This is a genomic window from Paenibacillus ihbetae (genome assembly GCF_002741055.1).
In the GTDB taxonomy this organism is placed as follows: Bacteria; Bacillota; Bacilli; order Paenibacillales; family Paenibacillaceae; genus Paenibacillus_AQ; species Paenibacillus_AQ ihbetae.
The window spans coordinates 3,107,585-3,130,000 of sequence record NZ_CP016809.1 but is presented as its reverse complement, the minus strand read 5'-3'; the positions used below and the strand labels follow the sequence as shown (position 1 = coordinate 3,130,000).

Below are 22,416 nucleotides of genomic sequence, written 5' to 3'. Positions count from 1 at the left end.
ACCTCGATGTCGGCTCATCGCATCCTGGGGCTGAAGTAGGTCCCAAGGGTTGGGCTGTTCGCCCATTAAAGCGGTACGCGAGCTGGGTTCAGAACGTCGTGAGACAGTTCGGTCCCTATCTGTCGTGGGCGTAGGAAATTTGAGAGGAGCTGTCCTTAGTACGAGAGGACCGGGATGGACGTACCGCTGGTGCACCAGTTGTTCCGCCAGGAGCATGGCTGGGTAGCTACGTACGGACGGGATAAGCGCTGAAAGCATCTAAGCGTGAAGCCCCCCTCAAGATGAGATTTCCCAGTATGTAAGACCCCTTGAAGACGACGAGGTAGATAGGTTGGAGGTGGAAGTGCAGTAATGCATGGAGCTGACCAATACTAATCGGTCGAGGGCTTATCCTAAAATTACCCCAAAAAGTGAAGCGAAGCTTTGAAGCTAATGCCGAATACTTTTCGGGGACCCCGATACCACATCGGGTAATGCTACGGATTCTAATTAACGCAAAGACGTTTCGTATCTAGTTTTCAGGTGATCAAACCACCTTGAATCGTTTGGTGGCGATGGCGGAAGGGTTCCACGCGTTCCCATACCGAACACGACCGTTAAGCCTTCCAGCGCCGATGGTACTTGGACCGAAGGGTCCCGGGAGAGTAGGACGCCGCCAAGCGAACAACCATAAAGGCCGTTATCGAGCAATCGATGACGGCTTTTTTTGTGTATGTATTTTACGCCCAAGGACCGTAAGGATCGAAGGGATTTGCGTTAATGACTTTTGCACAGTGGCGCTGGCTATTCAACCTTTGCTGCTTGCGTGTATACAAAAGCTTAAGAAGGATTTTAATTTGCTATCACCGGGGAGCAGGAACGTTAACCGGCCAGTTATTAAAGCTGCCCTCGAAAATAGACCACCTTGAAGTCCCCGAAATGATCAGCTGTGATCAGCTGTTTAGTCTGTTTGATCTTAGGTGATACTATGTCAGCATGAAGCCCATCAAGGAATGTTACATCTTACACTTTTGGCTAATCAAAAGGGAAGGGGAAGATCAGGGAAGGAAACCATGTAATAGAAGATTATTGATGATTTGTCCACTGTGGAAAGACAATCTGACGCCGTGGATGGATACCATCCGTCTTTTAGATATGGGGCAATTCAATCCTTGACAGCCCATGGGCCCTTTGCTAAGATGGCAATAATATATTTTCTGAAAATACTTGAAAATGCCGTCCGGTCCAGCACTGACAGTCATTAAAAGTCCGCAGGAAGACGACAAAAAGGAGGAATAACCCAGGTGTGGGAAGATAAGTTTAGCAAGGAAGGCTTCACTTTTGACGATGTATTGTTGGTTCCTAGAAAATCCGAGGTGCTTCCAAAGGAAGTGGATGTCACCACTCGATTGAGCGAGCATGTGAAGCTGAACATTCCCCTGATCAGTGCGGGAATGGATACCGTAACGGAGGCTCCTCTGGCGATTGCGATCGCGAGAGAAGGCGGAATCGGCATTATTCATAAAAATATGTCCGTTGAACAGCAAGCCGAGGAAGTGGATCGGGTAAAGCGCTCCGAAAGCGGCGTTATTACGAACCCATTCTCCCTGCATGCCGATAATCTTGTAGCCGATGCCGAGAAGCTGATGGGGAAATTCCGGATTTCCGGCGTTCCGATCGTGGATAAGGATAACAAACTGATCGGGATTTTGACGAATCGGGATCTTCGTTTTGTGCATGACTATAACACGGTCATTCGTGACGTGATGACCAGCGAGAACCTTGTGACTGCACCGGTTGGAACGACGCTTCAAGATGCAGAAACGATTTTGCAGAAGCATAAGATCGAGAAGCTGCCTTTGGTGGACGAAAATAACGTGCTAAAAGGGCTTATTACGATTAAAGATATCGAGAAGGCCATTCAGTTCCCTAACGCTGCGAAGGACGCTCAAGGACGCCTGTTGGTGGGCGCGGCCATCGGGATCTCCAAGGATACCTTTGAGCGAGCGGAAGCGCTTGTAAAAGCAGGCGTGGATGTCATCACCGTCGATTCCGCGCATGGACATCATATCAACATCGTCGACGCGGTACGGAAGCTGCGCGAGCTGTATCCGGATCTCACTATCATTGCAGGTAACGTAGCGACAGGTGAAGGTACAAGAGATTTGATCGAAGCCGGAGCCTCTGTCGTCAAAGTCGGGATCGGCCCAGGCTCGATCTGTACGACCCGTGTCATTGCAGGTATTGGCGTACCGCAAATTACGGCGATCTACGACTGTGCTACGGTTGCTAAGGAATATGGCATTCCAATTATCGCAGACGGCGGAATTAAATATTCCGGTGAGATTACGAAGGCGATCGCTGCTGGAGCGCATGCCGTTATGCTGGGCAGCATGTTTGCCGGTACGGAAGAAAGCCCGGGCGAGTCGGAAATTTACCAAGGCCGCCGATTTAAGGCTTACCGCGGCATGGGCTCCCTGGCGGCAATGAAGCAAGGAAGTAAAGACCGCTACTTCCAGGATGACGACAAGAAGTTGGTACCGGAAGGCATCGAAGGCCGCGTGGCTTACAAAGGGCCGCTCGCGGATACGATTCATCAGCTGATCGGCGGATTGCGATCGGGGATGGGCTATTGCGGTACGCAGAACCTTGAGGAGCTGCGCAATGATACGCAGTTTATCCGCATTACGGGTGCTGGTCTTCGGGAAAGCCATCCGCATGATATTCAGATTACGAAGGAAGCTCCGAACTACTCTTTGTAATCAAATCTGCTAAACATAATCCACATATGTAAGCAATGTTATTTATTTCCTGGACAAGCCGGGCGGAAACGCTCCGGCTTGTCTTTTTTTGATATCTCTCCTGTGATAGAATAGAACAAGTTAAACTTATGACTTATTGAGTAGTAGAGGGGAGTAATTCCATTGATAGAGAAGTCTATTAAGAGAAACAAACGATATCGCATACAACGTACGCTAGCATCCTTGATGCTGTTTAATATACTGTGCTTCTCCGCTGCACCAGCTGTTTCGCTGGCTGCTCCAACCACGCTTGCTACGGCGGAAACCACCGACAGCGCGAAAACGGGGGATGCCGCTGCGGAGACGAAGAATGCCAAGCCTGATCGAGTTCCTTCAGCTGAACAGCTTGGACTCGAAGTGGAATCGGCTGTGCTCATCGAACCGTCTACGGGTCAGGTGCTGTTATCCATCAATGCAGATGAGGCATTGCCGCCAGCCAGCATGACAAAGATGATGACCGAATACATCGTAGCTGAACAAGTGAAGCAAGGGAAGCTCTCATGGGACGAGGTAGTGACCGTTGGGGAGAATGCGGCGAAGACCGAAGGTTCACGTATATTTCTTGCTGAAGGCGATCAACATACGGTTAAAGACCTTTACATAGCGATGGCTGTAGGCTCTGCGAACGATGCAACCGTTGCTTTGGCCGAGCGTGTAGCCGGTTCGGAAGAAGCTTTTGTGAAGATGATGAACGACACGGCCAAGAAGATGGGGCTTAAGACGGCCTTCTTTATTAACTCCACCGGTCTGAGCCGAGCAGATATGCCGGAGAAATACCGCCCCAAAGAAGATAAAGAAACCGTAATGTCGGCTATGGACGTTGCCTTACTGGCGAAGTACATCGTGGAGGACCATCCGGATTTCGCCGAGTTTACGGCGATCCAAAACTACAAATTCCGCGAGCGTGATGATAAGCCAATCGTTAACTATAACTGGATGCTGGAAGCGAACAAGGACATTACGAACTTCAAGTCGTATGCATACGAAGGATTAGACGGGTTAAAGACAGGACATACCAGTGCTGCTGGGTATTGCTTTGCCGGTACGGCCGAACGGAATGGCATGCGCCTCATTAGCGTTGTGATGGGAACGAAGTCCGAGCCTGCCCGTTTTGTGGAGACTCGCAAGGTTCTGGACTATGGCTTCAACAACTTTGAAGTAAAAGAGGTTCAGCCTGCGGGTGCTACCGTAGAAGGCTTTGACAAAGTGCAGGTCAAGAAGGGCAAAGGTAAAGAGGCAAAGCTGGTGACCGATCGTGCCCTGACATTCGTCGTGCCTAAAGGCTCCAACGGCAGCAATATCCAATTCGAAGCGAAGCTCGATTCCACCTCTGTGAATGCTCCTGTAGCGAAGAATACGAAGGTCGGGACGGTTACGTATAATTACAAGATCGAGGGCATGGCCAGCACACAGAGCGATACGCTGAATCTGGTTACAGCCGAGGAAACGGAAAAGGCGGGCTGGTTCAAGCTGTTCCTGCGTGCGATCGGCGAATTCTTCGCGGATTTGTTCGATTCGATCAAAAATTTGTTCTAATCCGCAAAAGCCTTATAAATTCCGAGTAAATGGGTTGTGTATTTCATAACCTTGCGTTAAAATATCAAGTTAGATTCATTACAAATTTCTACAAGATTCACATGTACGATACCACCTGAGATCTTCATTTCGGGAGGTAAGATCTAAACATATATTCGGGAGGCTGGGGGATATGGAAACAGGAACATCTACTGTAAAAAGAGGTATGGCAGAAATGCAAAAGGGCGGCGTCATCATGGACGTCATGAACGCGGAGCAAGCGAAAATCGCTGAAGCTGCCGGCGCAACGGCAGTCATGGCGCTGGAGCGCGTACCTTCCGACATTCGTGCTGCCGGAGGCGTGGCTCGCATGGCAGACCCGACCATTATTGAAGAAGTGATGAAGGTTGTTTCCATTCCCGTTATGGCGAAAGCCCGTATCGGTCACTATGTGGAAGCGAAAGTGCTTGAATCGCTGGGCGTCGATTATCTTGATGAGAGTGAAGTGTTGACGCCGGCTGATGAGGTATACCACATCGATAAATGGGACTTTACGGTTCCGTTCGTATGCGGCGCGAAGGATATCGGTGAAGCGCTGCGCCGAATCGGAGAGGGTGCTTCGATGATCCGTACGAAGGGTGAGCCGGGAACCGGCAACATCGTTGAAGCGGTACGTCATATGCGCCTGATCAACAGCCAAATCCGCAAGGTACAGAATATGTCGAAGGACGAGCTGTATGCCGAAGCGAAGAACCTGGGCGTCTCTTATGACCTCTTGAAGGGTGTTCATGAGACCGGCAAGCTTCCTGTCGTGAACTTCGCGGCTGGCGGTGTGGCAACGCCTGCGGATGCTGCGCTTATGATGCATCTCGGTGCAGACGGCGTATTCGTAGGCTCCGGTATTTTCAAATCCGAGAATCCAGAGAAGTTCGCCCGTGCAATCGTTGAAGCGACAACACACTACGATGATTACAAGCTGATTGCCGAAGTTTCGAAGAACCTTGGTACACCGATGAAAGGCATCGAGATTTCCAAGCTTACGGCTGCTGAACGCATGCAGGATCGCGGCTGGTAAGAGAGAAGGGGTTACATTGAAGATTGGCGTACTGGCACTTCAGGGTGCCGTTGCAGAACATATTCGGAGTATTGAACGGGCAGGTGCCGAAGCGATTCCGGTTAAACGAGTGGAGCAGCTTGGTGATATCGACGGCTTGATTATTCCTGGCGGCGAGAGCACCACCATCGGCAAGCTTATGCGAAAATATGATTTCATGGATGCGATCCGCAGCTTCTCCTCGCAGGGGAAGCCGATCTTCGGTACATGCGCCGGCCTGATTGTGCTGGCAGAGCGGATCCAGGGTGATGAGGAAGCGCATCTGAAGCTCATGGATATCACGGTGGCGCGCAATGCATTCGGCCGTCAGCGGGAAAGCTTCGAGACAGACCTGAAGGTCGTGGGAATCGATGAACCGGTGCGTGCCGTGTTTATCCGGGCGCCGCTCATCCTGGAAGTAGGAGAAGGGGTAGAAGTTCTCTCTACGTACAACGATGAGATCGTGACGGCAAGGCAAGGCCATCTGCTGGCCGCTTCCTATCATCCGGAGCTGACCGATGATTACCGGCTCCATGCCTATTTTATCGAAATGGTCCGGGAGCAGGCTGACCGCCAGGGTTAAATTCAATATAGACTTAGGATCAGACAGAAGACATCTTGACTCTTTATGCATATGCGAAGGGTCAAGTTTGTCTTTTTCGTTGAAATAAACTAAGATTGTAACGTATATGAGGTTCTTACAGCTTGCCAGCCTGCGGTAACGGGCCTGGAGCTGTTACGCTACACCGATGGATGTTTTACTTTAGGAGGGTTCCCCGTGTTAGACGTAAAAATATTGCGCAGCGAGTTTAGTCGTGTAGAACAATCGCTTAAGAATCGCGGCAAGTCGCTTGATTTGATTGCGGATTTTCCGAAGCTTGACGCCCGTCGCCGGGAGTTGCTGCAGGAAAGCGAGAGCTTGAAGAATCGCCGCAACACCGTGTCGGCTGAAGTCGCTCGTCTGAAGAAGAACCGTGAGAATGCAGATGAGCTGATCCTGGAGATGCGTGAAGTCTCGGACAAGATCAAGGCCATGGACGAAGAGGTGCGCGAACTGGAAGCAAGCATAGCGGAGCTTACGCTTGCGATTCCGAATATTCCGCATGAGAGTGTGCCGGTAGGCGCCTCGGAAGAAGACAATGTGGAGGTTCGCCGCTGGTCGGAGCCTGCTGCATTTGATTTTGAGCCGAAAGCGCATTGGGAGGTTGCCCAAAACTTGAATATCCTTGACTTTGAAGCAGCTGCCAAAGTTACGGGCTCCAGATTTACCTTCTACAAAGGGCTTGGTGCGCGTCTTGAACGTGCCCTCATCAGCTTCATGATGGATCTGCACAGCGACAAACACGGCTATGAGGAAATGCTGCCTCCTTACATCGTCAACCGGGACAGCCTGTATGGAACCGGTCAGCTTCCGAAATTCGAAGAGGATCTGTTCAAGATCAGCGATACGGACTATTATCTGATTCCGACGGCCGAGGTTCCAGTCACGAACTATCATCGTGAGGAAATTTTGAATGCTGAAGATTTGCCGAAATACTATGTAGCCTACAGCTCTTGCTTCCGTTCCGAGGCCGGCGCGGCCGGACGGGATACGCGCGGGCTGATTCGCCAGCATCAGTTCAACAAGGTAGAAATGGTGAAGATTGTGCACCCCGACACCTCCTTTGACGAGCTGGAGAAAATGACGGCGGATGCGGAGCGTGTTCTGCAGCTCCTTAACCTTCCTTACCGTGTGATGGAGCTATGCACGGGGGATATGGGCTTTGGCTCGATGAAAACCTATGATCTCGAAGTTTGGCTGCCGGAGAGCGGCGTATACCGTGAAATCTCCTCATGCTCGAATATCGGTGATTTCCAGGCACGCCGGGCGAATATTCGTTTCCGTCCGGAGCCGAAAGCGAAGCCGGAATTTGTCCACACCCTGAATGGGTCGGGGCTTGCGGTGGGACGTACCGTTGCGGCAATTCTGGAGAATTATCAACAGGCTGACGGCTCGGTGGTCATTCCGGACGTGCTTCGTCCATACATGGGCAATATCAGCGTGATTGCACCTAAATCATTGGCTTGATTAAATCATTTGGCTTGTGGTATAATGAATGATGCACGTGATTCATTTTGGTGCTAATGATATACCACATGGAGAGGTACCGAAGCGGTCATAACGGGGCGGTCTTGAAAACCGTTAGGGGGCAACTCCACATGGGTTCGAATCCCATCCTCTCCGCCATCCATAATAATGACAGGCCCGTTTCCTTACTGGAAACGGGCTTTTTACATAGCATTATTTCTAAAGCGGAAATCGATTCTTTCCAGGGGCGGGCGTTCGGTGCTCATTTATTTCCTTCTATAATAAACGGTTGCTGCGTAATAGGTCTCCTTTTTAAGCGATGCTTACCGGTTGAATAAACGAAGCCGGCATGCATGGGCTGGTTGGTGTGTCTTTACAGGGCTTTAGAGGGTGCATAAAAGTTCAACCACTTTCGCAATTTATAGAGAAGGGGAGGTGTGATGATGAACTCAGAACTGAATGTAGATCAGGCTACGCTTGTTAACGCATGGCAGGAAAGGCTGCCGACGATCCTCAAGCCCGGTGATCGTGCGGAGGTGGCTCCCGACGAGGGAGATCCCAATGCCATCCGCATTCATATCGGTGCGGCTGGGCGTCAGGAGTATTCATTCGATTTCCAATGCACGTACGTGGACACGAGAGAAGTAAAGGTGGACCTGATCGATGTGGAGCGGGATGGAGCGACGACCGATGAACGCAATGAGAATGTCCAGGGCATGATCGGCGATTACACCCGGCATATCCATGAATGCGCGCAGGCGCTGCAGCAGATTACCCATCAATAGGGATAGGAATGAATTTCGCTATGGTTCCGATCCCAAGAAACGGAGGACTTCACGATGAGCAAGCCGAAATCGATTCCTGTACCGGAAGCCCAAGAGACCCCGCGCCGACGCGATGACCGCGACAGAGGCGGCCAAGAGCCGTTGTCTGGCTCGCACAAAGCCAAGATCCGCAAGCAGGACGGGCATTTTAATCGGGAGGGCTGACCTGCTGTCAGCCTCATTTCGAGGCATTATAGACATGAAGAGATTAGAACTTCCTGTATGATTTCGACAGGAAGTTCTTTTTTTGTTGAAACTATTTCCATCAACGTCTCGTATTAGAAGGCAAGTGTAATATTACGGGGCCCCGAACATTACAGGAAAGTTAAGAAGTTTAAATTAAAGATTCCTGGAAAAAGAAAGGAAATAAAATTTCAGCAAATATTCCATAAAGTGTTTCTCATTTCGTCGAAATGGTATATGATTAAAAGGTCTGTTATTTTTTTTAAGCAATAGAGGGGAGAGAAAGTTTAATGAACAAGAAGTTGGTAGCCATTTTGCTGACACTGCTGCTCACAGTGACAGTGGTTATGTCTGGCTGCGCAAAGAAGGAAGAGCCTAAAGCCGCTATGACGGCAGCTGCTAAGAACGCAATGCAGATGACGTCGTACGAGATGAAAAGCAAAGTTGTCCTTGAAGATCTGCAAATCAACATACCGGAAGTTGCAGGGGATCCAAGCGTAACACAAGCGATGACCATGTTGAAAAATGCCGAAATCACGATGGACGGCATGTATCAAGCGGATCCGCAGCAAATGGAAATGAAGATGGGCATCAACCTGAAGGGTGACATGGCGATGTCTTTCAACATCGACATGGTTATGACGCAAGACACGATCTACGTTAAAGTGCCAAGCATCCCAATGCTTCCACTTCCTGAAGATGTTGTCGGCAAATACCTTAAGATGGATCTGAAAGAGCTTGCCGAGCAATCCGGCGAAACGTTCAGCCCAGAAACAATGGATACGGAGAAAACTCAGAAATTCGCGAACGAATTGCTTGAAGCATTGCTGAGCGAATACGATCAAACGAAGTACTTCAAAGAAATCAACGCGAAGGACGCCGGTCTTCCTGAAGGTGTAGACGCGAAGCAAGTGGTACAATTCTTCGTAACAAATGAGAACGTAAACGAAGCACTGGAAATCTTGGTTAACAAGGTTGCTCCTAAGGTTGTAGACATCGCAGGTAAAGAAGAATACCGCGAAATGCTGGGACTTACACAAGAAGACATCGACACCGCTAAAGCTGAGCTGTCCGAATTGAACCAGGAAGATTTCAAAGCTGGACTGGAAGAAATGAAGAAATACCTGAAGATCAACACATTCAGCATCAACACGGCAATCGATAAGAACGACTTCCCTGCATATCAGGATGTAGCATTGAACGTTGAATTCAATGAGCCTGAAACAAGCGAAAGCGTAAAAGTCGCTATCAAGGGCAGCACGCAATACCTCAATATCAATAAGAAGCAAGAGTTCAAGATCGGTATTCCAAAAGACGCTGATGTCATTACGATGGAGCAATTTGAGGAATCCATGAGCGAATTGGGCGCTTATTAATCACATCATCCATGAACAGAAAAACCCGGCCGTCATGGCCGGGTTTTTGTATTGTTTTCAGACAACAGGGATTACTTTCCCCGCAGTCGGCGAAAAAACTGAGTCAGAAGCGCGGCGCACTCTTCCTGCATAACGCCTTCCGTGACCTGGGTCCGGTGATTAAACCGCGGCTCCTGAAGCAGGTTCATCAAGGTACCAGCGCAGCCGGCCTTGGGATCCCGGGTCCCATATATGAGCTGCGGCACCCGCGATTGAACGATTGCCCCGGCGCACATCGGGCACGGCTCCAGCGTTACATACAATCGGCAGTCCAGCAAGCGCCAGGCGCCGAGATGCCTGCTGGCCTCGCGGATTGCAACCATCTCAGCGTGAGCCGTCGCATCGTATGTCGTTTCGCGCAAATTGTACCCGCGGCCGATGATTTTGCCGCCATGGACAACGACTGCGCCAATAGGCACTTCTCCGAGCTCCTCGGCTTTCCGGGCCTCGTCAATGGCTGCCTGCATCCAGTATTCATGCTGCTCGTTATCCACAATCGTGGTAGACGCTATATTTGATTCCATTTCACGATCTCCCTTCGTTTCAGCCCAAAACACGTGGGTTATACCCAGTGTTCAACGAACACTCATTCGTTTGTTAACATGATGTGGACATATTTGTGGATAACTTTATTTTTATTCACAAAGTTATTCACATTATCCCCAATAAAGATGTGTATTTGTTAGCAATCTGTGGATATATATCTTTACAAGCCAGGTTTAACCTCTATATTGTAAGGATTCCATCATTCGTTGGCAATGTAATTAGAAATCAGGCGTTCCCCTTGAGGGGCTTGTCTTTTCAAACGTTTACGATCAAGGTATCATGAGGATACCAGAGGTTGCAAGCCGTCACTGTGAATAGCAGAAAGGTGAAGATGCCATTTGTCGATCAAGACCAAATTATCGATGATCATGTCCATATCGGTATTATTTATACTTCTGCTTAACATCACGCTCAACTACTATACAACGCAGGAAAATTTGCAGCGGGACAGCGAAGTCAAAATGGTTATGGCAGCAACCCAGATCGCTATAACCGTACAGCAGACGGAGTTCAGCTCCTCCTATGTGGATGGTCTGTTTGGGGATATGCTTAAAGATGTTTCGATCGAAGCGGCTCGGGTGTTGGATCCGGATATTAACAATATTACGAACGGCCAGTTAGTAGAACTAAGCAAGGAGCTGGGCGTAGCCCATATTTCGCTGCTGGTCAAGACGAAGGATGACGTCGTCGTTGCCCGTTCCTCCGCCAATGAAGAGATCGGCTTGTCCACAAAAAACTGGGGTTATTGGCATACGGCGTTTCTCGAGCTGTTCGAGCACGGTGAAGTGCGCTCGGTTACGAAGGGCCAACGATCGGAGAATTTCTGGTCCGGCCCATTCGAGTTCTCCACTTCAAATCCCGACATGATTTATAAATGGGGGTATTATTACGACGGGAAGCGCAATTATATCATTGATCCATATATCCAGAATTCCACGTTTAAGGATTATGTAAAGGTTACGAGTCCGGATACGGTCGTTCAAGAGACTCTGAAGGCCAATCCGCATATATTGGAAGTCACGGGCATTAACCCTGATACGTTTGGCAATCAATATATGAGAGAGGACGGCTCGGACGACGTACATTATAAGCTTTACAACCGCCCGATTACGTTCGGTACCTACCATTACGGCAAGCTTGACCAGGATATGGAGGCGGTTCGGGACGCCGTGTCGACCGGCGAGAATGTCGTGCTCGTGGATACGATCCAGGGGAAAAAGGTGCTTAAGAGCTTTATCCCGATTGATTACGAGGACAAGCCGACCAATGTGATCGGCGTGGTCATGGATTATGAGGCCATCTCGTCGGTCATGAGAGAGCAAATGATCAGTCTCGTGGCAATCTCCCTGGTTCTGCTGGAAATCGTTATTTTCGGAAGCTACATTGTGGCCGGCTATTTTACCAAGCCGATTCAGTCGATTCTGAGAACCGTCAATGATGTCGCGGACGGACACTTTGACCGGCGTCTGGAAGTAACGAGCCGCGATGAGCTGGGTCAGCTGGCCGGACGGATTAATGCGATGACCCGCAACCTCGGCCATTATACAAGCCAACTGAAGCAGATGGTTGAGGAGAATCAATCTGTCAAAGAGTATCTCGAATCGATCATTAATCAAACGGCGGATGCGATTCATACCACCGATACGCATGAGCGGGTAATCAGCGTGAATAACGCCTTTGAACAGCTGTACGGCTGGAAGGCGAATGAGGTGATCGGGCAAAAGCTGGAGCTCGTTCCCCCGTCCAAGCTGGATGAAGAACGCGACCGGCTTCGGCGGCTTCGGGAAGGTGAGCGTTTGCCTCCGGTCGAAACGGTCCGCATGCGGAAGGATGGAAGCCTGATTGAGGTGAGCATCAGCACCTCGCTCGTTCGGGACGAGCAGGGGCAAGTGACCTCGATGATCAGCGTGTCCCGGGATGTCACCGAGCGCAACCGAATTGAGGAGCTGCTGCGGCGCTCCGAGAAGCTGAACACGGTCGGTCAGCTGGCTGCCGGCGTGGCGCATGAAATCCGCAATCCGCTAACGACGCTGCGGGGATTCCTGCAGCTGCAGCAGCAGACCCAATCCGTGAATGCGGATCATATTGACCTGATGCTGTCGGAGCTCGACCGTATTAATTTGATTGTGAGCGAGTTTTTGATTTTGGCAAAGCCGCAGGCGATTCATTTCCAGGAGCGGGATGTCAGGGGCATTCTCCGGGACGTAATATCGTTCTTGGACAGCCAGGCGCATCTATACGGGGTCGAGGTCAAGCTCGACTTCTCCCCCGAACCTGCGCTTGTCCATTGCGAGGAGAACCAGCTGAAGCAGGTATTTATCAATTTGCTAAAAAATGCGTTTGAAGCCATGCCGGACGGCGGAACAGTAACGATTACACTTAAACGCCCGGGAGGAGATCACGTGCTCATCACCATCCAGGATGAAGGCCACGGCATACCGGAGGAGCTGATGCCTCACCTGGGCGAGCCGTTCATCACCAATAAGGAGACGGGAACCGGACTTGGGCTGATGGTGAGCCAGCGGATCATTCAGGGTCATCAAGGCACGCTTGAAATCGAGAGCAAGTCCGGGGTGGGAACGAAGATCAGCATCGTTCTTCCTGCGGCAAGAAGACAATCAGACATGGAAGCAACATCAAACGATGAGTGACATAATAAGGGGATGGCAGCTTGAGAATCAATAAATTTATTAGCGAAACGGGATACTGCTCCCGGCGGGAAGCGGACAAGCTTGTCGAGAGCGGGAAGGTAACGATTAACGGCGAGATTGCCGTATTAGGAAGCCAAGCCGAGGAGGGCGATGATGTCCGTATTAACGGGCGTCCGCTGCAGGAAAAGCAGCAGCAGCACGTCTATATTGCCCTTAACAAGCCGGTAGGCATTACAAGCACGACGGAATCGCATATCAAAGGCAATATCGTCGATTTCGTAGGCCATAAGGAGCGTATCTTTCCGATCGGACGGCTCGACAAGGATTCCGAGGGTTTAATTCTGTTAACCAACGACGGGGATATCGTCAATAAAATATTAAGATCCGAGGGCAAGCATGAGAAGGAATACATCGTGACGGTCAACCGTCCAGTGACTCCTGCGTTCTTGAAGGGAATGTCCAGCGGGGTCAAAATTTTAGGCGAAATGACGCTGCCCTGCCAAGTTACCCGGATTTCCGAGCGGGTATTCCGCATTATTTTAACCGAGGGAAAGAACCGGCAAATTCGGCGAATGTGCAGCGCGTTTGGCTATGAGGTCCGGAGGCTCAAGCGGATCCGGATCATGAATATCCTTCTCGGGGATCAGAAGGTGGGCACTTGGCGGGACTTGACCCCTGCGGAGAAGCAGGAGCTTGGCAAGCTGCTGAAATACAAGCTGGAATAGAAAAATTGCGCCAAGATCGAAGAACCGTAGGATATAACAAAAAAAACAACCGATTCGTCTGTTTGAGGCAGAAACGAATCGGTTGTTTTATTTATAGGAACTTCCGGAGGCTAATTACCGGCTTCGTCGACACTCGTAAAGGTTGCGCTGTCCTGGTACTTCCGGATAATGGACACCTCAACCCGGCGGTTCTTCGCCCGGCCGGCAGCCGTTGCGTTGTCCGCGATCGGATGGTATTCGCCGTAGCCGATCGGCATGAAGCGTTTCGGATCCAGCGACGAGTTGGCCAGCAAGATCTTCATGAACTGAAGCGCTCGGTCTGAGCTCAGATCCCAGTTTGACGGGTATTTACTGTTGGAGATCGGTACATTGTCGGTATGCCCGGATACGATAATTTCATAATCCGGGAACTTCTGAAGCATTTGCGAGATGGCCTCGGCCAGCTTGCGGGCCTCCGGCTTCACGACCGCTTCCCCTGACGGGAACAGCGCGTTGTCGCGAATGGTCAGCACGAGCTGGGAGTGGTTGAGCTTGGTGCTGAGCTCGGAGGTCAGCCCATTATTTTTAATATAATTATCGATCTGCTTCTTAAGCTTCTCCAGCTCCTCCTGCTCCTGGCGCATCAGCTCCGCCCGTCGTTGGTCGGGAGTCGATGCGGGAGTGGTTGGTGCTGTCGCTTTATGATCCTTAAGATCAGGCGGGTCGTCGCTTGGCTGGGTCTTGCTGTAATCCAGCACGCCGGTACCGCCCGTCAGGGCAATGCTGAAGGCCTCGCTCATCTCCTGGAATTTGCGCGCATCGGTCGCACTCATGGCGTAGAGGACGAGGAACAACGCAAGCAGGAGCGTCAGCAAGTCGGCATAAGGGAGGAGCCAGGATTCATCGGCATGCTCCTCGTGCGGCTCGTGTCTAGTCTTCTTGCTCACTAGAACCAGCCTCCCTCTCATCAAGCTGCGCACGCTCCGACGGGGTCAGGAACACGGACAGCTTCTGGTTAATGGCGATCGTGGATACTCCTGATTGAATGGAGAGGAGGCCCTCGACCATCATGAGGCGGATTTCCACTTCCCGCTTCGACATACGCTTCAGTTTATTTGCAATCGGGTGGCAGATAACATAACCTGTAAAAATACCAAGCAGGGTAGCAATGAACGCAGCACCGATCGCGTGGGCCAGCTCGCCCATGTCTTCCATGTGGGTAAGGGCTGCAATCAGACCGACAACGGCACCGAGAACCCCGAGTGACGGAGCGTACATACCGGCTTGGGAGAAGATCAGGGCCCCGGAGCGATGGCGCTCTTCGGTTGCATTAATATCCTCCATCAGCACGTCGCGGACGAATTCCTGATCGTTGCCGTCGATAATCATCCGCATGCCGTTGCGCAGGAAGCCGTCATCAATCTCTTCGACTTTGGTCTCCAGGGCAAGCAGTCCTTCACGGCGAGTGATGGACGCCCATTCCATAAACAGCTTGATCATGTCCGTCTTGTCCATCAGCTGCTGCTTCACAAAGGTCATCTTGATCAGCTTGGGGATTTTCTTCAGCTCCGAAAGAGGGAAGCCGATGAATAAAGTTGCGGCAGTTCCGCCAAGAATGATTAAGTAAGCGGCCGGATTAATCAAAGACGCGAGAGAGGCACCCTTGAGGATCATGCCCACCAGCACCGCGATAAGCCCGAGAATCAAACCTATAAGTGTTGAAATTTCCATGCTACACCTCATCCGTGAGAAATAAATAACGAATCCATTCGTCTTTAGCGGCCCTTGCGGCGAACCGCGCGCCTTTACGGGGCGTTATCCTATTTATCGTCAGATCGGGCTTTTTTTTTTAGTTGTAATTTCCGGTATAATAGAAGGAAGGAAAATCGAAGCTTAGCATGGCAGGAAGGAGTTGATGGAGATGGGCGTAAAGCACGGAAGGGATTACGGCGAAATTCTCACCGAATTAACGGAAGCCGTTGGGCGTATTCCTGACAGCTATGTCTTCTTTGAAATGGATCCGGAGGACTGGGGCAGGCTGGAGGATGTCGAGCAAGCCGAGGTTCATGAAGCGCTGGCGGAGGATCTGTTCTATGCCTTGGGCACAGAGCCGGTCATCACGGTCGGCAGCGGGGTGGTCATGCATGACCGGACGAATCATCGGATACATATCTTGATCGGTGAGGAAGAGCTGGCATTCGTAGCGCTCGTGTAAGCCAGGCCGTTCGGGCAGGTTATCAAGAGATGTATCATGGAATAAAATAGATGGGAAGAGCCCTAAGGGACGTAACAACCGGCTTATGAAAGGTTTTTTTCGGGGAGGAATATGAGGATGCTTTATACGCAGCAGGAAGTGGAGGCTCATCTAGAGAAGCTTGAAGGCTGGGAATTTGAACAGGGGAGATGGATTGTACGCAAGTACACCTTTTCCTCCTTCATGAAGGGAATCGCCTTTGTTGATGAGGTGGCAGCGATTTCGGAAGCTTTCGGACATCACCCCTACATCACCATTGACTATAAAACGGTGACGCTACGCCTGACGTCATGGGATGACGGCGGCATAACGGCCGTCGATATCAAGGAGGCCCAGCAGTTTAACGAAGTTTATGAGAAGAGCCGATCCAAGGATCTGAAGGATCCGGAATAGGCAAGGTAGATTCGGGCAGCTGAGAAGCGTTAGGCCCGAGATTTCAAAAAAACACGCTTGGAATCCAAACAGCAGTCTGGGATCCAAGCGTGTTTTGCGTAATATTAGCTGATGGATTATTTTTTCTCAGCGAGGTACAGCGCGATGTTTGCAATTTCCTCAGGCTTCAGCTGATCCTTAAAGGAAGGCATTCCTTTACGTCCCTTCGTGACCACGTTAAAGATTGCGTTCGCATCCATGTGTCCGCCTACTTGATTCAGAGCCGGACCTGCACCGCCCTGGAGCTGATCGCCATGGCAGGAGATACAGCTGGCTTTCAGTGTAGCTTCAGCCGCAGCGGCATCCAAAGTAACCTCCGGCATGGTCGGCTTCTCTTCCTGCGCCACCTGCTCCTTGCCTGGAAGCGTAAACATCAGCGCAATAGCCAACGCACATGCGACGAAGAACAGTCCGCTCATGATCCATTTTTGCATCGTCATATCGTCCTTTCTATGTATACTGCACTTTTGCACTTGTCTTCATTATAAACCAACATCCTTACACATCATAGCCAGTTGTGACAAAAAAAGCAATGTTCCAGCTTGCCTTCATAAAAAGTACACAAAATTGTGCTTTTTCGTATAGACAAGACTACTATTCCTCATTGGCTTTAGGGTCATGCACCATGCAATAAAAAGGCGCCATGCCCGTCGGCGTCAGGCGTTCGTACGTATCGGCAATGTAAAAGCCAGTCTTCCGGTAAGTCCGGATGGCCCGTTCGTTCCAGGTAAGCACCTCAAGATCTATCTCATCCGAAGGCCTACGCCGCTTCGCCTCATCTACAATCGCCTGCACGAACCGTTTACCCATTCCTCGGCCGCACCAATCAGGCCGCATGCCCAGACCTAGTCGTGTAACCCCAGCCATAGGGAATAGCTGTGCGAATCCCCACAGCTGGTTCCTCTCATCCAGAACGGACAGGTATTGCTGGCGGCGAATGTCGGGATCCCCGAATTCCACCCCCAGTCCCTTCATTTGTTCCCAGGGAAGAAAGCCATAAATATTGTAGGGCGGGAGATAAGACCAGGTGCAAATTTCAGCGGCATGGGCTTCTTGCATGACCACGGTATGAAACGAGGGCGAATTCGCCTCCATGTGAATACTCCTCTCATTCAAAACAATTCCGTTAGAGAGTGAATACATGCTGCTTAACGGGATTGCAAAAAATTATACCGCTGATGGAAACGCTGTTGAAGCTGAAGAAAATTTTCGACGTATTATTCGGCCCCCTGTTTAGGTTATTTCTGGAAGGGTAAATATAATATAAGCGCCGGGATTGGCTATAGCCTTATTATGGCCTTGCGTGTGCGATGTGAAAAAATATTTTTGGATTTTCCGAAAAACATAGAACTTTTCCATGGTCTGAAACGTTATAGAGATATAGACGAAAAATTATAGAAAAAAAGCCGCTGGGTGAGATCGGCACATCTCATGCTCCAGGGCTTTAGGACATTCGAAAAAAAACAAATTACAGTACAGGCAATTAATTGTAGTTCACAGCAAGGGACTTGTACGAGCTTTGGCTCATGATTCTCTTCGCGCCTACATAACGCTTCGCATAGTAGCTCTGGCTGAGCGGGCTTACGATGACGCCGCGCGAGGAGGAGGAATGGGCGAACTTCCCGCCACCGACATAAATGCCGACATGGGAAACGCCTCTGCCGGAAGTATTAAAGAATACGAGATCCCCGGCCTTCAGGTTGCTCTTCGATACTGCGGTACCTACCTTGTATTGAGCTGCGGAAGTGCGCGGCAAGGTGAGGCCCAGCTTCTTGTAAATATAGCTGGTGAATCCGGAGCAATCGAAACCTTTCGTTGTGGTTCCGCCAGTTTTATAAGATACACCGATGGTTGGTTTGATGACGGTATTCAACTTGGAATCCGCGAAAGCGCTACCGGTTCCAATCGTGAGCGCAAGGGCCAAGCCTAAAGAGATGGCTGTTAACTTCTTCTTCAAAACAAAAAGCTCCTTCCACTGCCTGCGAGGTTAGCTTAAGGGTTCGGTTGAAGGTCCCCTATGATCCCTCTCTAGCGAGATCAATTCACCCAAAACGGATCCCCCGCTTCCCGTATGATGACGGGAATTCGGCATTTAAAGATGTTGATGAACCCAATATGACGTTCCAACATGTTAACATGATGACAATAGTTACAATAAAAATGACAAAGTTGTTACTAACCTATTCGTTATTTTAGCAGAGTATTAACATTTTGGCAAACGAGGAAAGATGTTTTTTTAACAAAAATCCCTGTCCCACTTCAATGTGGACAGGGATTTTGTATAAATATAGGAGGGGAACGGTGAGGATTCCGGGTGGATGAAGAAGTCAACGTTCGAAATTTATCCTTTCCGGAGGCTGTTTCCGCTTCCGGTTACAACCTTTTTACCACATTTAAACGAGGAATGGATGTTAACGAAATGTAACTTTTGGAACCGTTATGGATTTGAAGCGACGGACGCTCTCCACAAATGATATTGGGAGGAAATTCCCCATATTTGGAAGAGTCCGTTCAGAAAATAGGAGGCCTGCTGAATGATTAGTCCGATTAAACCTGCCCAGAACAGGGAGGCCGAGCTGAACAGGAGGAGAATGACGAATGCGGCTCCGCCGACGGTCAAGGATAACAGGACGGCGGTCCCCAGCTTGCGTATGAGCGCCATGGCGGACGTGATCATACCGAACTCCCCGGTGTGACCGAACTGCATATACAGCAGCACCATGCGAATAAGATAGGTATAGAGAAACCAGGCTGCCGCGTATGGCAGCACCCGGAGCAGCTGGGAAGGCTCCTGAATGGAGCCCAGCAGTGCCGGAAGCACCTTGGGAATGATCCAGTAACCCGGCGCAACCGTAAGAACAAGCTCAATGAGATAGAATACGCTCACCGATTTCCAATGCTTCCGCATGCCGATGAAGAAGAACAGACCGCGTTCCCCACGGGCCTCCTGATGGAGATTGTAGAAGACGCCGGCGCGAATCAGCGGAGTAAGCACCATGCGGATGAGGAGCAGAGCCGCAAGGAGCCAGCCGTAGGTGTGAACCGTATTGCTGAGCGATAAGCTCATTTCGCCCTCATAGAAGAACAGGAGGCGGCTGAGCTCGTTAGGAGCCGGATCCGGGTACCGCATCAGAAGCGGAACGACGGCGGATTTCACGAGCCTGTACAGACAGTAGCCCCAGAGAAGACGGTACAAGAACAGAAGAATGGACACGTATAATTGATCTTTAACACTGACCCAGCCTTGGCCTGCATAGCTTTTCATGTGCTCCCCCCTCACCACGACATGCTGCCGAACAGCGTCTCCACGAGCTTGGTAATGCTCAGATTCCAGCGTGTAACCACCTTCGGATCCATGCCTGCCTTCATATAGTTATTTATGTGTTTATTCTCGAGCATGATGGTATATTTCGGATCCACCATGACCCAAGCGAGCGGTGTATGATATTCCAGCGTATAAGTTACTTTGCCGTTCTTGCCGCTCCATGTTCGCTCAACCAGCTTGCCATCCCCAAAAGCGAACACAATCGGCACATCGGTAACATCGCCGCCCTTGCTCGTGATGTTTACGGTCGAAACATACCAGGGGTGCGTTTGCGTCCCCTTGTTCTTGGTTTTGATCCGGTCGATCGCGATGTCAGCCATTTGGCTGCCGTAAACGTATTGATCGAAATACGACTGCCAGGAGGACTGGGTAACCTGTTCAACAACCTTCTGGAAGTCCGTCGTCGTCGGATGCTTGAAGCGGAATTTTTTGGCGTACGTCATCATGATTTTATCCATCGTCTTGGACCCGACTTGCCGCTCGATGCCTTGGAGCACCAGCTTGCCTCGTGTATAGACGTTGAGTGCGTAATTTTCATGCGAGCTGTATTTCCAGGACTCCATCTTAAGCGGTTCAGGTGACGTAATGGATGCCCCCTGTGCTGCGGTATTGGATGTAATTCCGTACTGTTTCTCCATGACCTTCTCTTCGGCATAGGAAGCAAAAGCCTCGTCAAGCCATGCTTCTTCGAATTCGTTATTGGCTACGATGCCGTAGAAATATTGGTGGGCGATTTCATGGATGACGGTCCGCTCCAGCTCATATCCGGGCGAGTCGTTATTGGCCCCGAAAGCGGTGACCAGCGTCGGGTATTCCATTCCGCCTGCGCCGTTGCCGGAATAAGGCGGGACAACGATGGACAATGTGGAGTACGGATAGGAGCCGTACCATTTCCCGAAGGAGGACAGCGCTGTTTTGGCTGTATCGAAGTAACGCTCCTTCAAATCCTTATGCGCAGGGTCAAGGTACAGCTTGATCCGGACGCCCGGAATGCCCGGAGCGGAGTAAGCTTCTTCTGCCGTCACAAAGTTCGGCGAGGCGGCCCAGGCGAAGTCATGTACGTCATCCGCGTAGAATTGGTAAATTTTCTCCCCGTTCGCCTTCTGCGCAGGCTTGGTCGGGAACCCGGTAGCAGCTACGATATAGTCCTCGGGTACACGAATCCGAACGCTATAGATGCCGAAGTTCGAGTAAAACTCCGAATTGCCGTGATACTGATGTAAATTCCAGCCTTCCTGGGTTCTTCCCCGGGTGCCTGCAGGCTCGTATACCGATATCTTGGGGAACCACTGGCCGGCCATGACGAAATCCTCGGTCCGGCCCATGCGCGCGAAAATCTTCGGCAGCTCCACTTCGAATTCCAAATGGAGGGTTATGCTCTCTCCGCCTTTTACAGGCTTGGGCAATCGGAGTTTGGCAAGGCTTTGGTCATTGATGTTCCCGTCATCCGGCTGAACAAACTGCAGTCGTTGCGTCAGGCCCAGCCCCTCGGTCGTTTTCACGTTTGTAATTTTCATTGACCCGTAGCCGTTCTCGGGCATCGGGTCGGATCGAAGCCTGCCCCCGGACTCCTTCATGAACGTCGTTTCATCGGATGCAAAGGCGTTCGGGTATAAATGGAAGTAGAGCTCATTCACGCTTCTTTTCCCGGGATGGGTCCAGGTGACGGTCTGCTTGCCTTTCAGCTTGTTTTGTTCAGGCTCGTACCTTACGTCCATGTGGTATTCGACCAGCCGGTCGCTAAGCGCAGGGGCTGGCGCATCAGGCTGAACCTTTGGAGGTGAAAGCGGGGCCTTCTCCACGGCAGAGGCGGAGGGCTTGCCCCCATTCGGAGCAAGCGCCGACAAGGAGGGCCCTTGATTAGAAAGAAATATCGGCATCGATCCTGCAAGCAAACCCAAGGCGAGCAGGGATGATAGAAAGACTTTGGCACGTGGTGGGACCATATCGAATAACCTCCCGTTGACAAGCATCTACAGCATGTATATGTTTGCTTTTGGAGGATTATTAGTTAAAATAAAATTATTGGGACAAAGGTAGTTACGATGCAGCCGACAGGCTTTGTTGGCTCTGATATAGGAGGTTTTGCGGCAATGGAGAACGGGAGTCAGGAACAGGGCGCCAAGAAACAGATCGCGCTGAACATTATTAACAGCAAGAGCAAGCATAAAGGGTTCGGTGCAGGATCGATTGATTTGAACAGCCTGTCGCCGGTCATTATCGATAATGGTGAGGCCAAGGTGGATATCGGGGCCATGCATGCGAAGAGCAAGGTGGAGCGGGGCATCCGGTTTACGACGGACCGGGACGAGGTGCCTAATGGCCGTCAGGTGTGGATCGTATGGGTAGCGGTGGACCGCACGGCTGAAGGTCAGCATTACGCCGGTGCTACCGCTTGCGAAATGTGGATTGATCAGGAAGCGCGCAAGGGCTGGAAAATCCTCGCCGATCATGTGAACAAGATGGACGCTGCACTAAAGCGCCGGATTATTCTGGACGGACTTGGCGATGTAGAGAAGAAGGCGCTGCGTGAGCTGCTGATTTCCCGCAATGAGGAATGGTGGAATGCATCCCCGGAGGAATTCAAGGAAGCGCTCCGGACCGAGGAATAATTACATGGTCATGA

At 50.7% G+C, this 22,416-nt stretch carries 21 protein-coding genes, 1 tRNA gene, 2 rRNA genes and 1 riboswitch (1 of these 25 running past the window's edge); of the genes, 16 read left to right on the top strand and 8 right to left on the bottom strand.

The window, feature by feature from the left end:
- The 11 genes from BBD41_RS13975 to BBD41_RS13925 all read left to right on the top strand — a co-directional run.
- A 23S ribosomal RNA gene (locus tag BBD41_RS13975) occupies positions 1–395 on the top strand; it begins 2,531 nt to the left of the window's first position.
- A 149-nt stretch (positions 396–544) separates the two neighbouring features.
- Positions 545–661 (top strand): 5S ribosomal RNA (gene rrf, locus BBD41_RS13970).
- A gap of 622 nt (positions 662–1,283) precedes the next feature.
- Positions 1,284–2,741, top strand: a complete 1,458-nt coding sequence (guaB, locus tag BBD41_RS13965; RefSeq protein WP_077571001.1) for an IMP dehydrogenase — start codon at positions 1,284–1,286, stop codon at positions 2,739–2,741.
- Between the two features lie 162 nt (positions 2,742–2,903).
- Entirely contained in the window at positions 2,904–4,316 is a 1,413-nt protein-coding gene (locus tag BBD41_RS13960; protein ID WP_077571003.1) for a D-alanyl-D-alanine carboxypeptidase family protein, read from the top strand.
- Positions 4,317–4,488: 172 nt separating this feature from the next.
- Positions 4,489–5,370 carry a pyridoxal 5'-phosphate synthase lyase subunit PdxS gene (gene pdxS, locus BBD41_RS13955; RefSeq protein ID WP_007133228.1) on the top strand — a complete coding sequence of 294 codons (882 nt, stop codon included), beginning with the start codon at positions 4,489–4,491 and terminating at the stop codon, positions 5,368–5,370.
- A gap of 16 nt (positions 5,371–5,386) precedes the next feature.
- The gene (gene pdxT / locus BBD41_RS13950) at positions 5,387–5,971 is read left to right on the top strand and encodes a pyridoxal 5'-phosphate synthase glutaminase subunit PdxT (RefSeq protein WP_007133229.1); all 585 of its coding nucleotides are present in this window, start codon (positions 5,387–5,389) and stop codon (positions 5,969–5,971) included.
- A 195-nt stretch (positions 5,972–6,166) separates the two neighbouring features.
- Positions 6,167–7,456 carry a serine--tRNA ligase gene (serS, locus tag BBD41_RS13945; protein WP_099477931.1) on the top strand — a complete coding sequence of 430 codons (1,290 nt, stop codon included), beginning with the start codon at positions 6,167–6,169 and terminating at the stop codon, positions 7,454–7,456.
- 70 nt (positions 7,457–7,526) lie between these two features.
- Positions 7,527–7,615, top strand: a tRNA-Ser gene (locus BBD41_RS13940).
- A 284-nt stretch (positions 7,616–7,899) separates the two neighbouring features.
- Entirely contained in the window at positions 7,900–8,241 is a 342-nt protein-coding gene (locus tag BBD41_RS13935; protein WP_007133231.1) for a hypothetical protein, read from the top strand.
- 54 nt (positions 8,242–8,295) lie between these two features.
- Positions 8,296–8,445, top strand: a complete 150-nt coding sequence (locus BBD41_RS13930; RefSeq protein ID WP_077571112.1) for a spore protein — start codon at positions 8,296–8,298, stop codon at positions 8,443–8,445.
- Between the two features lie 308 nt (positions 8,446–8,753).
- Complete coding sequence (locus BBD41_RS13925) at positions 8,754–9,839, top strand: hypothetical protein (RefSeq protein WP_077571110.1); 1,086 nt, start codon at positions 8,754–8,756, stop codon at positions 9,837–9,839.
- A 71-nt stretch (positions 9,840–9,910) separates the two neighbouring features.
- Here BBD41_RS13925 and tadA read toward each other — a convergent pair whose 3' ends face one another.
- Positions 9,911–10,402, bottom strand: a complete 492-nt coding sequence (gene tadA / locus BBD41_RS13920; RefSeq protein ID WP_077571108.1) for a tRNA adenosine(34) deaminase TadA — start codon at positions 10,400–10,402, stop codon at positions 9,911–9,913.
- A gap of 360 nt (positions 10,403–10,762) precedes the next feature.
- Between tadA and BBD41_RS13915 the strand changes: the two genes are divergently transcribed.
- Together BBD41_RS13915 and rluF are read left to right on the top strand one after the other, a co-directional pair.
- Positions 10,763–13,075, top strand: a complete 2,313-nt coding sequence (locus tag BBD41_RS13915) for an ATP-binding protein (RefSeq protein WP_077571107.1) — start codon at positions 10,763–10,765, stop codon at positions 13,073–13,075.
- A gap of 20 nt (positions 13,076–13,095) precedes the next feature.
- Entirely contained in the window at positions 13,096–13,800 is a 705-nt protein-coding gene (rluF, locus tag BBD41_RS13910; protein ID WP_099477930.1) for a 23S rRNA pseudouridine(2604) synthase RluF, read from the top strand.
- A gap of 110 nt (positions 13,801–13,910) precedes the next feature.
- Here rluF and motB read toward each other — a convergent pair whose 3' ends face one another.
- Together motB and motA are read right to left on the bottom strand one after the other, a co-directional pair.
- Positions 13,911–14,726, bottom strand: coding sequence for a flagellar motor protein MotB (gene motB, locus BBD41_RS13905; RefSeq protein ID WP_077571103.1), 816 nt, complete (start codon positions 14,724–14,726; stop codon positions 13,911–13,913).
- Complete coding sequence (gene motA / locus BBD41_RS13900; RefSeq protein ID WP_077571101.1) at positions 14,710–15,510, bottom strand: flagellar motor stator protein MotA; 801 nt, start codon at positions 15,508–15,510, stop codon at positions 14,710–14,712. The genes motB and motA overlap by 17 nt, the downstream gene beginning before the upstream one ends.
- A gap of 190 nt (positions 15,511–15,700) precedes the next feature.
- Here motA and BBD41_RS13895 point away from each other — a divergent pair, with 190 nt between their 5' ends.
- On the top strand, positions 15,701–15,994 hold the full coding sequence (locus tag BBD41_RS13895; RefSeq protein WP_099477929.1) for a hypothetical protein: 294 nt from the start codon (positions 15,701–15,703) through the stop codon (positions 15,992–15,994).
- 117 nt (positions 15,995–16,111) lie between these two features.
- Positions 16,112–16,426: a 4a-hydroxytetrahydrobiopterin dehydratase gene (locus BBD41_RS13890; RefSeq protein WP_007133240.1), complete on the top strand. Its 315-nt coding sequence runs from the start codon at positions 16,112–16,114 to the stop codon at positions 16,424–16,426.
- 116 nt (positions 16,427–16,542) lie between these two features.
- Here the strand turns inward: BBD41_RS13890 and BBD41_RS13885 are convergent, their stop codons facing one another.
- The 5 genes from BBD41_RS13885 to BBD41_RS13865 form a co-directional block, all read right to left on the bottom strand.
- Positions 16,543–16,899 carry a c-type cytochrome gene (locus BBD41_RS13885; RefSeq protein WP_007133241.1) on the bottom strand — a complete coding sequence of 119 codons (357 nt, stop codon included), beginning with the start codon at positions 16,897–16,899 and terminating at the stop codon, positions 16,543–16,545.
- Between the two features lie 160 nt (positions 16,900–17,059).
- Complete coding sequence (locus BBD41_RS13880; protein ID WP_077571097.1) at positions 17,060–17,560, bottom strand: GNAT family N-acetyltransferase; 501 nt, start codon at positions 17,558–17,560, stop codon at positions 17,060–17,062.
- A gap of 388 nt (positions 17,561–17,948) precedes the next feature.
- A complete protein-coding gene (locus BBD41_RS13875; protein WP_077571093.1) occupies positions 17,949–18,422 on the bottom strand; it encodes a C40 family peptidase in 474 nt (157 codons plus the stop codon).
- A 4-nt stretch (positions 18,423–18,426) separates the two neighbouring features.
- Positions 18,427–18,566: riboswitch (cyclic di-AMP (ydaO/yuaA leader) on the bottom strand.
- Positions 18,567–18,902: 336 nt separating this feature from the next.
- Positions 18,903–19,730, bottom strand: coding sequence for a hypothetical protein (locus BBD41_RS13870; protein WP_077571091.1), 828 nt, complete (start codon positions 19,728–19,730; stop codon positions 18,903–18,905).
- Between the two features lie 11 nt (positions 19,731–19,741).
- Positions 19,742–21,736: a M1 family metallopeptidase gene (locus tag BBD41_RS13865; RefSeq protein ID WP_099477928.1), complete on the bottom strand. Its 1,995-nt coding sequence runs from the start codon at positions 21,734–21,736 to the stop codon at positions 19,742–19,744.
- 147 nt (positions 21,737–21,883) lie between these two features.
- On the opposite strand from BBD41_RS13865, the gene BBD41_RS13860 reads away from it, so the two are divergent.
- The gene (locus BBD41_RS13860) at positions 21,884–22,402 is read left to right on the top strand and encodes a YwhD family protein (RefSeq protein WP_077571087.1); all 519 of its coding nucleotides are present in this window, start codon (positions 21,884–21,886) and stop codon (positions 22,400–22,402) included.
- Positions 22,403–22,416: the final 14 nt, after the last annotated feature.